The sequence below is a fragment of the Acinetobacter sp. CAU_H_29a_1 genome (assembly GCF_058599505.1).
In genome coordinates this window covers 1,115,596-1,129,306 of record NZ_CM178655.1, presented here as the reverse complement: position 1 = coordinate 1,129,306, position 13,711 = coordinate 1,115,596, and the positions used below count along the sequence as shown (strand labels likewise).

The 13,711-nt window shown below is 42.1% G+C and carries 13 protein-coding genes; 4 read left to right on the top strand and 9 right to left on the bottom strand.

Annotation, left to right across the window (positions count from 1 at the left end; all coding sequences use genetic code 11):
• Window positions 1–71 precede the first annotated feature (71 nt).
• Entirely contained in the window at window positions 72–1,415 is a 1,344-nt protein-coding gene (locus tag AC4MDD_RS05650; protein WP_491882418.1) for a dicarboxylate/amino acid:cation symporter, read from the bottom strand.
• A gap of 560 nt (window positions 1,416–1,975) precedes the next feature.
• On the opposite strand from AC4MDD_RS05650, the gene AC4MDD_RS05645 reads away from it, so the two are divergent.
• Window positions 1,976–2,971: a glycosyl transferase family protein gene (locus tag AC4MDD_RS05645; RefSeq protein ID WP_114837367.1), complete on the top strand. Its 996-nt coding sequence runs from the start codon at window positions 1,976–1,978 to the stop codon at window positions 2,969–2,971.
• 28 nt (window positions 2,972–2,999) lie between these two features.
• Here the strand turns inward: AC4MDD_RS05645 and AC4MDD_RS05640 are convergent, their stop codons facing one another.
• The 3 genes from AC4MDD_RS05640 to AC4MDD_RS05630 form a co-directional block, all read right to left on the bottom strand.
• Window positions 3,000–3,440 (bottom strand): hypothetical protein, encoded by a 441-nt coding sequence (locus tag AC4MDD_RS05640; RefSeq protein ID WP_114837366.1) that lies wholly within the window; start codon window positions 3,438–3,440, stop codon window positions 3,000–3,002.
• A gap of 93 nt (window positions 3,441–3,533) precedes the next feature.
• Window positions 3,534–3,800, bottom strand: coding sequence for a YeaC family protein (locus AC4MDD_RS05635; RefSeq protein WP_058869973.1), 267 nt, complete (start codon window positions 3,798–3,800; stop codon window positions 3,534–3,536).
• A 3-nt stretch (window positions 3,801–3,803) separates the two neighbouring features.
• The gene (locus tag AC4MDD_RS05630) at window positions 3,804–4,742 is read right to left on the bottom strand and encodes an NAD(+) kinase (protein ID WP_004696112.1); all 939 of its coding nucleotides are present in this window, start codon (window positions 4,740–4,742) and stop codon (window positions 3,804–3,806) included.
• A 153-nt stretch (window positions 4,743–4,895) separates the two neighbouring features.
• On the opposite strand from AC4MDD_RS05630, the gene mrcB reads away from it, so the two are divergent.
• Entirely contained in the window at window positions 4,896–7,292 is a 2,397-nt protein-coding gene (mrcB, locus tag AC4MDD_RS05625) for a penicillin-binding protein 1B (RefSeq protein ID WP_201951948.1), read from the top strand.
• 21 nt (window positions 7,293–7,313) lie between these two features.
• Window positions 7,314–7,862: a tetratricopeptide repeat protein gene (locus tag AC4MDD_RS05620; RefSeq protein ID WP_201951951.1), complete on the top strand. Its 549-nt coding sequence runs from the start codon at window positions 7,314–7,316 to the stop codon at window positions 7,860–7,862.
• A gap of 12 nt (window positions 7,863–7,874) precedes the next feature.
• Here the strand turns inward: AC4MDD_RS05620 and AC4MDD_RS05615 are convergent, their stop codons facing one another.
• Window positions 7,875–8,774 (bottom strand): NUDIX domain-containing protein, encoded by a 900-nt coding sequence (locus AC4MDD_RS05615; RefSeq protein ID WP_201951955.1) that lies wholly within the window; start codon window positions 8,772–8,774, stop codon window positions 7,875–7,877.
• Window positions 8,775–8,924: 150 nt separating this feature from the next.
• Here AC4MDD_RS05615 and hemP point away from each other — a divergent pair, with 150 nt between their 5' ends.
• A complete protein-coding gene (gene hemP, locus AC4MDD_RS05610) occupies window positions 8,925–9,092 on the top strand; it encodes a hemin uptake protein HemP (protein WP_004696105.1) in 168 nt (55 codons plus the stop codon).
• Between the two features lie 116 nt (window positions 9,093–9,208).
• Here hemP and AC4MDD_RS05605 read toward each other — a convergent pair whose 3' ends face one another.
• The 4 genes from AC4MDD_RS05605 to tfpB all read right to left on the bottom strand — a co-directional run bounded on the left by AC4MDD_RS05605 (window position 9,209) and on the right by tfpB (window position 13,575).
• A complete protein-coding gene (locus tag AC4MDD_RS05605; RefSeq protein WP_201951958.1) occupies window positions 9,209–10,546 on the bottom strand; it encodes a sensor histidine kinase in 1,338 nt (445 codons plus the stop codon).
• The gene (locus AC4MDD_RS05600; protein ID WP_114837362.1) at window positions 10,546–11,208 is read right to left on the bottom strand and encodes a response regulator transcription factor; all 663 of its coding nucleotides are present in this window, start codon (window positions 11,206–11,208) and stop codon (window positions 10,546–10,548) included. Before AC4MDD_RS05600 ends, AC4MDD_RS05605 begins: the two co-directional genes overlap by 1 nt.
• Window positions 11,209–11,353: 145 nt before the next feature.
• Window positions 11,354–11,716 carry a NirD/YgiW/YdeI family stress tolerance protein gene (locus tag AC4MDD_RS05595; protein ID WP_201951961.1) on the bottom strand — a complete coding sequence of 121 codons (363 nt, stop codon included), beginning with the start codon at window positions 11,714–11,716 and terminating at the stop codon, window positions 11,354–11,356.
• A gap of 101 nt (window positions 11,717–11,817) precedes the next feature.
• On the bottom strand, window positions 11,818–13,575 hold the full coding sequence (gene tfpB / locus AC4MDD_RS05590) for a type IV pilus assembly ATPase TfpB (RefSeq protein ID WP_491882417.1): 1,758 nt from the start codon (window positions 13,573–13,575) through the stop codon (window positions 11,818–11,820).
• Window positions 13,576–13,711 lie beyond the last annotated feature (136 nt).

Sequence of the window (13,711 nt, the reverse complement as noted above, 5' to 3'; positions counted from 1 at the left end):
AACGCATCAGGCCATTTTATATTCCAATAAAAAAGGAAGCCTTTGGGCTTCCTTTTTAAGATGAACTGAAATTATGCGTGAGCATTTTCTTCAACAGCCATCAAGCAATCTACTTCTTCTGGATTTGCAAGTGCGAAGTTTAATTTTTCTTGGTCTAACTGACCCACCCATTTCGCAACAACAATCGTTGCCAATGAGTTACCCACCAAGTTGGTTAAGGCACGTGCTTCAGACATAAAACGGTCAATACCTAAGATAAGCGCAAGACCCGCCACTGGAATATGACCAACGGCTGACAAAGTCGCTGCCATCACAATAAAGCCCGAGCCTGTTACACCCGCAGCACCTTTCGATGAAATCAATAACACACCCAATAAAGTCACTTGGTGCATAAGATCAAGCTGAGTATTGGTCGCTTGTGCAATGAAGATCGCAGCCATCGTTAAGTAGATTGAGGTACCATCTAAGTTAAATGAATAACCTGTTGGAATAACCAAACCAACCACTGACTTTTCACATCCCGCAATTTCAAGCTTTTTCAGCATACGCGGTAAAACCGATTCTGAAGATGACGTACCCAGTACGATCAACAGCTCTTCGCGAATCATACGAATCATTTTCAAAATGCTGAAGCCACAAAGACGTGAAATTGTGCCGAGAACCAAGAAAATGAAAAGCAGACAGGTAATGTAGAAGCAGATGATCAACTGAGCAAGTTGCGCCAAGCTACCGATACCATATTTACCGATGGTATATGCCATTGCACCAAAAGCACCAATTGGAGCAAGTTTCATGATCATGTTTACAATGTTAAAGAACACATGCGAAATTTGATCGATGAACTTCAGTACAGGTTTACCTGCATCACCCAACTTGTGTAATGCAAAACCAAACATCAAGGCAAAGAGCAGCACTTGCAGGATTTCACCTTCAGCAAATGCACCAACCACAGTGTTTGGAATAATATGCATAAAGAAGTCGACAGTCGATTGCTGCTGACCAGATTCAACAAACTTTGAGATACCAGAAGTATCTAATGTTGAAGGGTCAACGTTCATGCCCACACCTGGCTTCCAGATGTTAATGACCAGTAAACCGATCAATAGTGCAATAGTCGATACAATTTCAAAGTAAAGTAGCGCAACACCGCCTGTTTTACCCACAGACTTCATACTTTCCATACCCGCGATACCACTCACGACAGTACAGAAAATTACTGGCGCAATAATCATCTTGATCAGCTTAATAAAGCCTTGACCTAGAGGATAAAAAAGCTCGCCCCAGCCGGGTACATATTTTTCAACGCCATTGATAACTTGCGTACCACTAGGGAAAAAATGTCCTACTAAGATACCCGCAATAATCGCGACAATAACTTGAAAATATAGTGACTTATAGATTGGTTTCTTAGTCATAACGAATACTTCTGGGTGGTGTTTCAAAAAGTATGCTAGTTAATTCTGTCAATAGAGAAATTGAAAATAAGTAAATTAAATTCACTATATTTTTAATGCTTTATGAGATTTCAATTGTGGTTAAAATATAATCAGCATACTTTTTGAAACACCACCTACTTCTGTAAATCAAAAGACTGAAAAAATCGGTATACCTATACTTCCTCATAGGTAGTTGGCTTTCTGATAAACACAAAAAAGCCCACAGTTTGGACCGCATCCAAACACCGGGTAAAAAAATCATGGTGTACAAACAACAGCACTGTGACAAAAATCACAGTTCATTCACATTTACTGCAATGGGAGAGACTAAAAACTAGCGAGTCACAATTATTGGGTAAATTTTACCTAACATTCTTTAATCAAAGTAAACTGATTTTAATCATAATGTATAAAATCTAAACAATATTACTCATACTTTAGTCTAATGGTGGAAAATTTATTTAAAATTAAAAGTGCTGTTTTTTTTGATTGTTCCACTAAAATAGCACAACACAGCCTTCACTTACTTTGGTTTTTCCATGAACAACAAAAGAAATATTTATAAAGATGCTGAGCACCCTTTTGCCCAGTTTGTTCGCATTATTGGCAAAGGGAAAAATGGTGCGCGCTCACTCAGTTATGAAGAAGCTTACCAAGCCTTTGATATGATCTTGAAAAATCAAGTGTTAGATGTACAGCTCGGTGCATTTCTGATGCTACTACGAGTTAAGGAAGAGTCTGTAGATGAACTGGTAGGCTTTGTTCAAGCCACACGAGATCAACTGCCGTTCACGGCTTTAGAGGTCGATTTAGACTGGTCTTCTTATGCAGGCAAGCGTAAACACTATCCATGGTTTCTCTTAGCGGCACTGACTTTAGCTAAAGCAGGTTATAAGGTCGTGATGCACGGAGCATCAGGTCATACCATTAACCGTATTTATACTGAGCAGGTATTAGAGTATCTCGATTTTAATATTTGCCAAACTCAAGCAGATGTGGAACAGGAATTAGCGACGCGTAATTTTGCATATTTACCGCTGCACGCCATCTCCCCGATTTTAAGTGACTTAATTTCCCTACGAAATGTTATGGGTCTTCGTTCACCCATTCATACTCTTGCACGCTTGATCAATCCATTTAATGCCAAAGCAACCTTGCAAGCTATTTTCCACCCTGCCTATCGTGGTTCGCATCAGCAAGCAGCATTTAAACTGGGCTATAAAAATAGCGCGGTCATTAAAGGTGAAGGCGGCGAATTTGAACGTAACCCAGATGCCAAAACACTGATCTGCGGCATCAAAAATGGTGAACTCTACGAACATGAGCTACCTAAACTCACCGACAACCGAAGCCCAATTGAAGAAGAGTTAGATTTGGCTGAGTTTAAAGCAGTTTGGCTGGGTGAAAAACAGCATGAATATGGTGAAATGGCAGTGACTGAAACCATTGGCATTGCGCTCTATACCATGGGAGTGTGCGATACATATAGCGATGCCATGCAACAGGCCAACCAGCTTTGGCACACTCGTTTCTAAGCATAAGGGACAAGCAAAAGCGTGAACGTTATTCGTTACGCTTTTCGACCCAGTAAAAGTCGGCCCAGTAAGGATAATGCTTTCCTGAAGAATGAATATTTCTGAGTATCAACTGATCACCAATATGGATCTCAATTTTTTGAGATTCATAAGGGCCAGATAAATAAACATCTTTTTGTTGTCCAATGAGGTTTGAACAATAGAGCTGATGGCTTTTTATCTTTTTCGATGCTTCACCTGCATGGGCGTTATGGATCTTTATTCCAATCAATAACATCGGATAACCATCATTTTTCATTGATGTGTATTGTGTGACGGGATTTTGAAAATTTTGACTCGGTAACACAGAAACATCTAATAAACATTCAATTTTTCTTGCATCACTTGTTCGCTCAGCAAATACATTGGTCGAAATTACAGTAATGAAGAATAAACTGAGTCGAGTGAGCTTTATTATTTTTATAAGCATAATGATTGAAACAGTTTGAAGGTATTCTTGTTAGATTGAGTTGTTGAATCACCAAGCATCTGTTGCTGAGCGATTCAACGTATTTTTAATCAATTAAATAAAGCGAATAGGTTTAAATTCTGGTTCAGGCACATGAGAATCACACTCCTCACCTTCTTCTTTATGCCCTTTATCAATATAACCCGTACGTTCTTTTTCAGGAGTATTCTGATGCTCCCAAGCAATAACGGCTTGCATACAAGTTTGACGTTGTTCAGCAGTCAACGCAACGCCATTCGGCCATTTACCAATTTCTACAGCTGTTTTTAAACGCTCAACAATATCGGCATCTAAAATAGAAAGCATCTGTTCAATATTCATGATTTAATCCTGTTGAAAAGAGTCAAAATCTTGGTTCCAACCGAGTTTAGTACGGCATGACATATAAAAATCATAACCCGGTGGATGTAATAAATTCAGTTTAAAGGGGTGCTTACGAATATGTAAGCTATCACCCACATTGAGTGAAACACTGTGTTGACCATCGGCACTGACCATCGGCAAGACACGGTTTTCACGAATCAGAAGCTTAATTTCACTATGACCACCCACCACAATCGGGCGTGAAGACAAAGTATGTGGATGCATCGGTACCAAAGCAATCGCATCCATCCCCGGATGCACGATTGGGCCACCACCTGACAACGAATAAGCGGTTGAACCCGTAGGCGTCGATACAATCAAACCATCACTGTGTTGACGGTAGACATATTGACCATCGATATTGAGTTCGAAGTCAATCATATGCACCGACTTGCCCGAGTGTAATACCACATCGTTTAGCGCAATAGCATCATAAATCGTCTCGCCCTTTGAGCGAATTTCCATTTCCAATAAGAAACGACGATCTAACTGAAACTCACCTTTTAAGACTTGATCGAGCTTAAAAATCACTTCAGTCGGCTTGATGTCGGTTAAAAAACCCAAACGCCCTCGGTTTACACCCATTACAGGGGTATTAAATTTAACCAAGGCACGTGCAGCATGCAGAAGTGAGCCATCTCCGCCCACCACAATCACCAAATCGACCACTTCACCCAGAAGCGCACGACTCACCGTTTGCGTGTTTTTATAAGGAACCAGTTCAGCGGTTTGCGCATCAAAAACGGGATGTAACCCTAAGCTGAGTAGATGATCATGAATAAGACATAAGGTTTCGACAACTGAAGACTTATCTGGACGTCCAATTAAGCCTATGTTTCGAAATGTTTTATGTGAAATTTGCACCTGCAACATCGCTCCGCTACGATTCCCGCCTATCATAACATTATTTATTTAAATTGATTCAAAAACTAAAGTGACTGCTGCTACACACGGAATTGTCTCTATATTTCAGTTCGTTCACAGTTTAATTATTGCAAATTAGCGAAAAGCTTCGCATGATTAGCACAATTTCTCAGGATCTTATTCGTATTTATGAAGTCAGAACGTGGCATAGGTTTAATTGCACTGATCTTCTGCATCTTAGTCATTGCAGCATTCTTGGTGTTTAGTATTTATTTAATAAGACTCGACTCCGTTGTACGTGACAAGTTTGAAGGCAAGCGCTGGGACATTCCTGCGAAGGTATTCGCACGCCCACTCGAAGTGTATACCAATGCCCCTGTCAGTCAGGCTGACTTCACTCAAGAGTTAAAACTTTTGGGCTATAAGTCCTCGGAAAACTATACCAAATCAGGGAACTTTGTCAGTTCTGGCAATGAGCTATATGTACACACTCGTGGCTTTGACTTCGGTGATAGTATCGAGCCTGAACAAGTGCTTAAAGTCACCTTTGCCAATGAGCAAGTGGCTGAAGTCAGTGCAACTAAACCCTCATCTACAGGGATTGCACGTTTAGAGCCGATGCTGATTGGCGGGATTTATCCGCAGCATAATGAAGACCGTGTCCTGATTAAACTCGACAAAGTCCCTAAGCCTTTAATTGAGGCTTTAATTGCAACAGAAGATCGTAATTTCTATAGTCACCACGGCGTTTCGATTCGTGGTACGGCACGTGCGATTGTGAGTAATGTCACGGGTGGAAAACGTCAAGGTGGTTCAACACTGACCCAACAGTTGGTGAAAAACTTCTATCTCACCCCTGAAAAAACCATTAAGCGTAAAGTCAATGAAGCATTTATGGCTTTATTGGTCGAATTTCACTATGACAAAGATGAAATTTTAGAAGCCTATCTCAATGAAGTGAACCTCGGTCAAAATGGCAACTATTCTATTAATGGTTATGGTTTGGCTTCGCAGTTTTACTTCGGGATGCCTTTGCGTGAGCTAAATATTGCGCAACAAGCTTATTTGGTGGGTTTGGTACAAGGTCCAACCTTATATAACCCTTGGCGTAACCCAGAAGCTGCGAAAAAACGCCGTAATATTGTTTTAAACAACATGTTGGTCATGGGCTATCTGACCCAAGAACAATATGAAACTGAAACGGCTCGCCCTTTAAATGTGATTGCCAAACCGACTCTCGGCCCTTCACGTTTCCCAGATTTCTTAGACATTGTACGCCGTCAGTTACGTACCGAATACCAAGAAGGTGATTTGACCAACCAAGGTCTACGCATCTTTACAACGCTCGATCCGATTGCCCAAACCAAAATTCAAGATGCATTTAAATCGACTGTTGGTCGCTTAAGCCGTGGCTCAAGCCGTCTAAAAGAGCTGCAAGGTGCTGTGTTAGTTGCACATCCTGAAAATGGTGAATTGGTCGCAGCTGTTGGTTCAACCCAAGACTTTACTGGTTTTAACCGTGCACTCGATGCCAAACGTCAGGTCGGCTCACTGCTTAAACCTGTGATTTACCTCAGTGCGATTCAGTCGGGACGTTACAACTGGGCCAGCCCAATTGAAGACAGTAGTATTAGTATTCAAGCCAATGGTAAAGCATGGACACCTAAGAACTATAGCGGTGGCGAACATGGCGTTGTGCCGATGGTACAGGCACTGTCTAATTCATATAACTTGTCAGCAGTTCGCCTTGGTCAAGAGTTTGGTTTATCGACGTTTAGTAACCACCTAAAACGTTTTGGTGTGACCAGTAATATTCCAACCTATCCATCCATTTTCTTGGGTGCGGTAGACATGTCTCCGATGGAAATGCTCAGCATTTATGGCAACTTTGCCACAGGCGGTTTTAAGTATCCGACTAAATCCATTCGTACTGTTGTCGATCAAAATGGTCGCTTACTAACCCGTTATGGCTTAAATGTCCAACAAACCATTGACCCTGCTTCTGCCTATGTCCTGAACTATGGTCTACAACAAGTGATGACCTCAGGTACAGGTCGTTCGGCTTATAACACTCTACCGAACTCGCTTCAGCTTGCAGGCAAATCTGGAACCACCAATGACACCCGTGACTCATGGTTTGCAGGTTACTCGGGCAATTATGTTTCTGTGGTTTGGCTAGGTTTAGATGACAACAAACAAACTGGCTTAACAGGTTCTTCAGGTGCGTTGCCAGTGTGGACCAATGTAATGAGCCAACTGCGTCAAAAACCAGTCAACTTACGCCAACCAGATGATGTGCAATGGCACTGGATTGATCGTGGCACGGGTTATCTTGCTGCTCAAGGTTGTGAGGGTGCAATGTATATTCCCCTCTTGCGAAACACCGTACCACGTAAAGCAACCGCATGTGGCTTACCGCATTATCAAGTTGAACCCACTTACAATCCTGAAACAGATGGTTACCAAGCTACACCTGAACAAGGCGACAGCATAGACAACTATATTCGTGAAAGTGAATCGAACATGCAGCGTAACTTAGAAGATGAGACGCAAGTCATTTCGAGTGGTAGCTATCAACCTGAATAAATAGGACGGATTTAAATTTTGATGTGGTTTAAACGTTTAAGTATCTTAGTAACCATCGTGACTGTGGCAGGCTGTCAAAGTCTCCCACAGCTAGCTGAAAAAAAGATACCTGAAAAGCCGACACAGTCGGATAAAGAGCAGAAAACACCTTCAGGGGTAACAATTCATCCTTATGATCGCGAAGAAATTCAACGTCAGAAGATTGTGATTCCTGAGCAGAAAAGCAAACAACAGTTTGATGATGGGCGACAGCTTCCTGCTTTTAAAAGTCTGATGCAAAAAACACAAACGGCCTATCGCCAAGGCCAGTGGAGTCAAGCACAAAGCTACGCCATGCAAGCACAGCGTTTAGCACCACAGTCGAGTGAGACCTTTTTGTATTTGGCTTTAATTGCCAATCAACAAAAACAACCTGCAAATGCGGAATCGCTTGCACGTCGCGGCTTGAGTTATGCCCAAAGCAATGCCATGAAAAAGCAGCTTTGGAGCGTTATCTTAAAAGCAGGTCAAATGCAGAAGAATCAGAAAACCATTCAACAAGCCCAAACAGCAATCAAAAGTCTGTCTTAAAAGCACGCTCCGTTAGATGGAGCGCTGCCCTGCTATACCATAAGCGCCATAACTTTGCGCTTTGGCTAAATCGGCTAACTGTAAGCCGCCTAGAGCAAAAATTGGGATATGAATCTCTTCTGCAATCAAACTCAATTGCTCCCAACCCAAAGTTTCACTATTTGGGTGGCTGAGTGTATCAAGTACGGGACTGAGTAAAAGAGCATCACAGCCAATTTCTTGTGCATGTTCAGCACTGCTACGGTCATGACAGGCCGCAATATAACGCTGCCCAACATTCAGCTCCCCTTTACTCAATTGCATCAGTTGAGATTGTTTCAGGTGTATGGCCGCAACTGCCTGCTGTTGTAGTGGATTTAAACCTTTCCATAGTTCTATATTGACAATCACCCGTGCCAATTGTTCTACACTCAGTTCTGCAATTTTTAAAATATGTTCAGGACTGGCAGACACTCGCCAATACAGCACTTGTTGTTCAGGCAAATCCTTCAACAGATCGATTTGATCTGAAATTTTAATCACGGGTGCGGCATAGAGTCGCTTCAAAATGGCTTGATTGGCTTTTGGAAAGTTAAGATCTTGTAATTCGGCACGCTTGAACCACACCCATGGTGAGTGAATGTCTGCCAATAGATGATTTGATACTACAGCATGAAATAAATGCAAATTGACAATTACATCGTCATATTCAAACTGAATACAGTCAAAAGCATGCCAATCTTGTATACCAATTCCGACCTCTTCTAACACTTCACGGCGACAAGCTTGCTCAGGCGTTTCACCTGCTTCCACCTTCCCCCCAGGAAATTCGTGCTTATTGCCCTGATGCTGTTCCGCCTGGCGCCAGCCCACCAAAACTTTGCCTTGATGTAAAAGGATGGCTATAGCAACTTGAACCAAAGGTTTTGACATAATCAGATTCCATTTCAGATGTGTAGTGTATTAAGTGATTGCATGTAACGATATTGAAGTTTTTTATATTTTCAGCGAGAAAATGTTGACAGCCTCATTCGATAATGATTATCATTTAAATCGTTCAACATACACCACGGAGTCGCCAGAATGAACGCACCATTTAGCTTATTTACTCGTAACGAAACAGCCCATTCACTACCAATGCTACACTCAAACAACTTATTTGCCCTAGGCCGTGAAATTCGCATTATGCATGCTGGAGAAGAGTATCGTCTACGACTCACTCGCAATAACCGACTCATTCTTACCAAATAAGAACTATAAAAACCCAATAACAATAATCGTGGAAACAAGCAGTATGTCAGCGCGTACTGCTTTTTAATGTCTTTAAGTTTGATCATTTATGCTGTTTTTATCGCAAATCTGCACATCTAAGCCTCAACCCTATTTAACAGCAGCTCCACTTTTAAACCGCCTAAGTCGGATGAAATAAATAACAACTGCCCTGCGTGTAAATCGACAATTTTCTGACAAATCGATAAGCCCAAGCCTGAACCTTGTGTTTTTGTACCTAAAGCCCGATAGAAGCGTTCACCCAAGCGCTGGATAACTGCTGCATCGACCCCATTTCCGCTATTTTCAATCCTCAGTCTGAGCTGCTGTTTTTCAATAGTGAGATTGACAAAAACTTGTGCCTGCTCGGGGCTATAGCGAATGGCATTGTCGAGCAAATTGCGAAGTGCGCTAAATAAGAGCTGCTCATTGGCCAAGACACAGGCTTGCTCTGCAAGCACCACGTTAATTTTAATCTGTTTTGAGTCAGCAAACGGCTGTAAAGCTTTAATCACGTCCTGCATTAGTAGACTGAAGTCAAACTTAGTCTTCGCCAAGCCCTCCTTTTGCTCAGGGTCTAGACGCGCCAGCAATAACAAATTATCCAACACCTGTACCCCACGACTGACATCTTGCTGGATCGGTTTGAACTCACTTTCAAGTTCAGGGAACTTGCGCTTGAGCACCTGAAGTCGCATTTGTATCGCAGACAGTGGAGAACGTAACTCATGTGAAGCATCCGCGGTAAAGCGCTGCTCTGCCACTAAAGCTTGGTCTAAACGCGCCAACAAGGCATTCAGCTGAGATAGCATCGGTTGCAACTCAATCAGCTCAGGTTCTGGCATAGAAATAGGTGCTAAATCATTGACCGATTTATTTGAAATTTGCTCTGAAACTTGGTGTATCACCCGAAATTTACGTCGAATGGCAAAATGCATCAACAACCACTGTACACACCAGACTAAAAACAACACACCGCTGAAAACTAGGATGCTTTGCCAAAATGCATGGAAACGTTCGGACATCGACTGGGTCACTTGAACCTGTAAACCGTGATTATCCTGCGCAGTATAAATACGCCACAGTTTCTGCTCTGACCAATAAAAACCATAAGGTTCATCGGAAACCAAACTCAAATGATCCACAGTTATTTTTTCAGGTACATCTTCGGATGCAGTCAAAAGTTGCTGCGCATTATCGAGTCGATAGCGAATATCAAACTCATCACTAAGCTCTGCCAAGGCTTGACCATTGCTGACCGTTAAATCATCTGCCAGCAACATATCGGCCATTTCATCCATGATTTCATCTTGCATAGACATGGTCTGATAAACCGATACCCCAATAAACATCAGCAATGCCAAAAGCCCCGCCAGTATCGAACTGAGGAGCGAACTTTTAACGAGCTGACGCTGCAGTGAAATTGGCTGTGCCATTATGTGTCCTGATTCATTCTGTAGCCCAAACCACGAATGGTTTTAATACAATGACTACCGAGTTTTTTTCGCAATTGATAAATAAAAACCTCAATCGCATTGCTTTCGATTTCATCGCCCCATGCATAAAGACTTTCCTCAAGTTGTTCCCGCGTAACGACATATTCTGGCTTGAGCATCAATTTATGCAAAATTTGAAACTCTTTGGCGGTTAAATTAACAGCTTGACCATTTTGAGTCACACTTTTGGACTGTGGGTCGAGTTGGATATTGGCATAGCTCAATACCTGCGAGCTACTATGCTGTTGCTGTCGAAGTTGTAAACGAATTCGAGCGGATAATTCCTCTAGACTAAAAGGTTTGACCAAATAATCATTGGCGCCCAAGTCTAGCCCTTCGACTCTATCTCGAATACTGTCACGCGCTGTGAGAAAAATCACAGGAGTCGATAGGTTCTTGCCACGGACTTTCAGCAAAATGTCATCACCTGTGGCATGTGGCAAACCACGATCTAAAAGCACACAGTCATACTGATGCTGTTCAATGGCTAAAATGGCATGGTCGCCCCGTTCCACCCAGTCGACACTGTAGCCATCCATTTCAAGCCAAGTTTTAATACTCTCAGCTTGAGAGGCATCATCTTCTGCTAATAATATCCGCACTGCTTAACCTGCCTAATCACTATTGTTTAGATCATGCCGTGAAATGACTCAAAATACAAAAACCACAGGGCTAAGATCAAATCTTAGCCCTGTGGTTTTTTTAAGAAAGCCCAATCAAAATTGAATTGAGCTTGGGCAAGTGTGTTTAGAATTTCACTTGATCTACGTCAATTTCAACGCGTTTTGCTGGTTTGTAGTCAATATCTACTTCACCGATAATGGTTACAGGTGTTTTAGCCGAAATTGCTTTGCCACCCCATAATTCATCATCAATGTCGACAGTAATTGAACCAGTTTGGTCACGGAATTCATACTTCTCATCCCCAATGGCTTTGACCACATAACCTTTTAACTGGACGTGACTGTCATCTTTTAATGTTAACGCATGCTTAACTGTAGTTGGTGTTGAAGCAGTAACTGCCGCTTGGTTCACTGCGGTGTTTGCTACAGCGACAGTGGTTGAGCCAATAACACCTGCAACCAATAACGCTTTCATCATCATATTCATATCCAGTACCTCTATTTAATTGTTCATCTATTTGATGAAGTCATTAAACCAAAGCTAGATGAGCTGAATCTTAAGAAAGATTCAATTAAAGCATTAAACGCTTAGTTAAGTGGGACGACACGTAACACTTCTTCTAGTGTCGTGACGCCTTCTAAAACTTTACGAGCACCCGAAATTCTTAAAGGCTCAATGCCTTCTTTTTTGGCTTGTTGACGCAGTGCAGTCAAGTCACCATTGGCACCAATCAGTTGCTTTGCCTCTAAACTCACGGGCATAAACTCATAGATGCCGACTCGTCCTTTGTAGCCCGTTTGACGACACTCTTCACATCCCACTGCGGTAAAGACTTTTTCAGGCATCTCCATAATGTAATCAAAAGTCAGATGCTCCCATTCTTGGCTATTGATTTGCTTTTCAACTTTACAATGTGGACATAAACGACGTACGAGACGCTGTGCCAACACCCCTAAAATGGTTGCCGCGGTTAAGAACGGTTGTACGCCTAAATCATGCAAACGCGTCAGACTGGAAGGTGCATCATTAGTATGCAGAGTTGAAAGCACCAAATGCCCTGTAAGTGCGGCCTGAATCGCCATATTGGCCGTATCATGGTCACGAATCTCACCGACCATAATAATGTCAGGGTCTTGACGCATCAGTGCGCGAACACCATCAGCAAACCCAAGATCAATGCCTGTATTCACCTGCATTTGGTTAAAACTCGGCTCTAACATCTCAATTGGGTCTTCAATGGTACAGACGTTCACCTGTTCGGTAGCCAATTGTTTCAAAGAAGAATAAAGCGTGGTGGTTTTACCTGAACCCGTTGGCCCTGTCACTAAAATAATGCCGTGACTATGCGAAGTCAGCGCTTGCCAATCACTGAGCAAATGCCCTTCAAAACCCAACTGCTGAAAGCTACGCACTAAAACTTCAGGGTCAAAAATACGCATCACCAACTTTTCACCAAAAGCAGTCGGTAAAGTCGAAAGACGCAGTTCTGTTTCTTGTCCTTTCGGTGTCCGTGTTTTTAACCGTCCATCTTGTGGTTTACGTTTTTCCGCCACATTCATTCGACCTAAAATTTTAATCCGCGAAATCACTGCGGTTAAAGTATTGGCAGGCATGTTATAAATCGTATGCAGCACTCCATCAATACGGAAACGAACTTTGCCGTTGTCTTTACGTGGTTCTAAGTGAATATCACTGGCACCTTGCTCAAAAGCAAACTGTAGAACCCAGTCGACTAATTTAACAATGTGTTGGTCATTGGCATCAAGGTTTTGACTATCACCCAACTGTAAAAGTGCTTCTACGCCTTTATTATCACGGTCATAACTCCCAGACTTCTGGGAGTTACTGACGGCGCGACTCACCTGATAATACTCGACCATATAGCGCTGTAATTGTTCAGGGCTGAGTAATACACGCTGGATTTTTTTCGGTGCAACATTCTGCTCCAAATTTGCAATCCAATCTTTCATATACGGCTGATCTGTTGCAATCATAACTTGATTAGCCTGAACTTCTACTGCCAAGATTTTATTGCGGAAGGCGAATTCTTGAGACATCACCGAAGTCAAAGCTTGCACATCGGCTTTGAGTGGATCAATCACATAAAACGGTAATTGGGTCTTTTCGGCTAGCCACTGACACAGCCGATTTAATGTCAGTCTCGACTGTGGATGCGACTGATCCACCAGATTAAAATGAGCAATCCACTGTAAAGGATGCCACTTCAATTGATCGCGTTGACGGTGCGAGGTTTGTACTAGATTTTTTTCTTTTTCAGTAATTCGCCCATCTTTAAACAGTTGATCTAAGCACCAAGTGGTATCAATTTCAAAATTAAAATTCATTGTTATACGTCCCCAAACATAACCCCACTATAGCAAGATTTTCTGTATTCATTCACACAAAGCATAAGCAAATCCCACAAATATCGAGGAGTAGCCAAGCTCATCAATAGAATCACGAATTTACTCACAAATCTTG

What these genes read in the sequence shown, in the direction of transcription:
- AC4MDD_RS05615 (WP_201951955.1), bottom strand. Translation starts at nt 8,774, where the DNA reads ATGTCAAAACCTTTGGTTCAAGTTGCTATAGCCATCCTTTTACATCAA.
- AC4MDD_RS05645 (WP_114837367.1), top strand. Translation starts at nt 1,976, where the DNA reads ATGAACAACAAAAGAAATATTTATAAAGATGCTGAGCACCCTTTTGCC.
- AC4MDD_RS05635 (WP_058869973.1), bottom strand. Translation starts at nt 3,800, where the DNA reads ATGAATATTGAACAGATGCTTTCTATTTTAGATGCCGATATTGTTGAG.
- hemP (WP_004696105.1), top strand. Translation starts at nt 8,925, where the DNA reads ATGAACGCACCATTTAGCTTATTTACTCGTAACGAAACAGCCCATTCA.
- AC4MDD_RS05640 (WP_114837366.1), bottom strand. Translation starts at nt 3,440, where the DNA reads ATGCTTATAAAAATAATAAAGCTCACTCGACTCAGTTTATTCTTCATT.
- AC4MDD_RS05605 (WP_201951958.1), bottom strand. Translation starts at nt 10,546, where the DNA reads ATGGCACAGCCAATTTCACTGCAGCGTCAGCTCGTTAAAAGTTCGCTC.
- AC4MDD_RS05650 (WP_491882418.1), bottom strand. Translation starts at nt 1,415, where the DNA reads ATGACTAAGAAACCAATCTATAAGTCACTATATTTTCAAGTTATTGTC.
- mrcB (WP_201951948.1), top strand. Translation starts at nt 4,896, where the DNA reads ATGAAGTCAGAACGTGGCATAGGTTTAATTGCACTGATCTTCTGCATC.
- AC4MDD_RS05630 (WP_004696112.1), bottom strand. Translation starts at nt 4,742, where the DNA reads ATGATAGGCGGGAATCGTAGCGGAGCGATGTTGCAGGTGCAAATTTCA.
- AC4MDD_RS05620 (WP_201951951.1), top strand. Translation starts at nt 7,314, where the DNA reads ATGTGGTTTAAACGTTTAAGTATCTTAGTAACCATCGTGACTGTGGCA.
- AC4MDD_RS05595 (WP_201951961.1), bottom strand. Translation starts at nt 11,716, where the DNA reads ATGAATATGATGATGAAAGCGTTATTGGTTGCAGGTGTTATTGGCTCA.
- tfpB (WP_491882417.1), bottom strand. Translation starts at nt 13,575, where the DNA reads ATGAATTTTAATTTTGAAATTGATACCACTTGGTGCTTAGATCAACTG.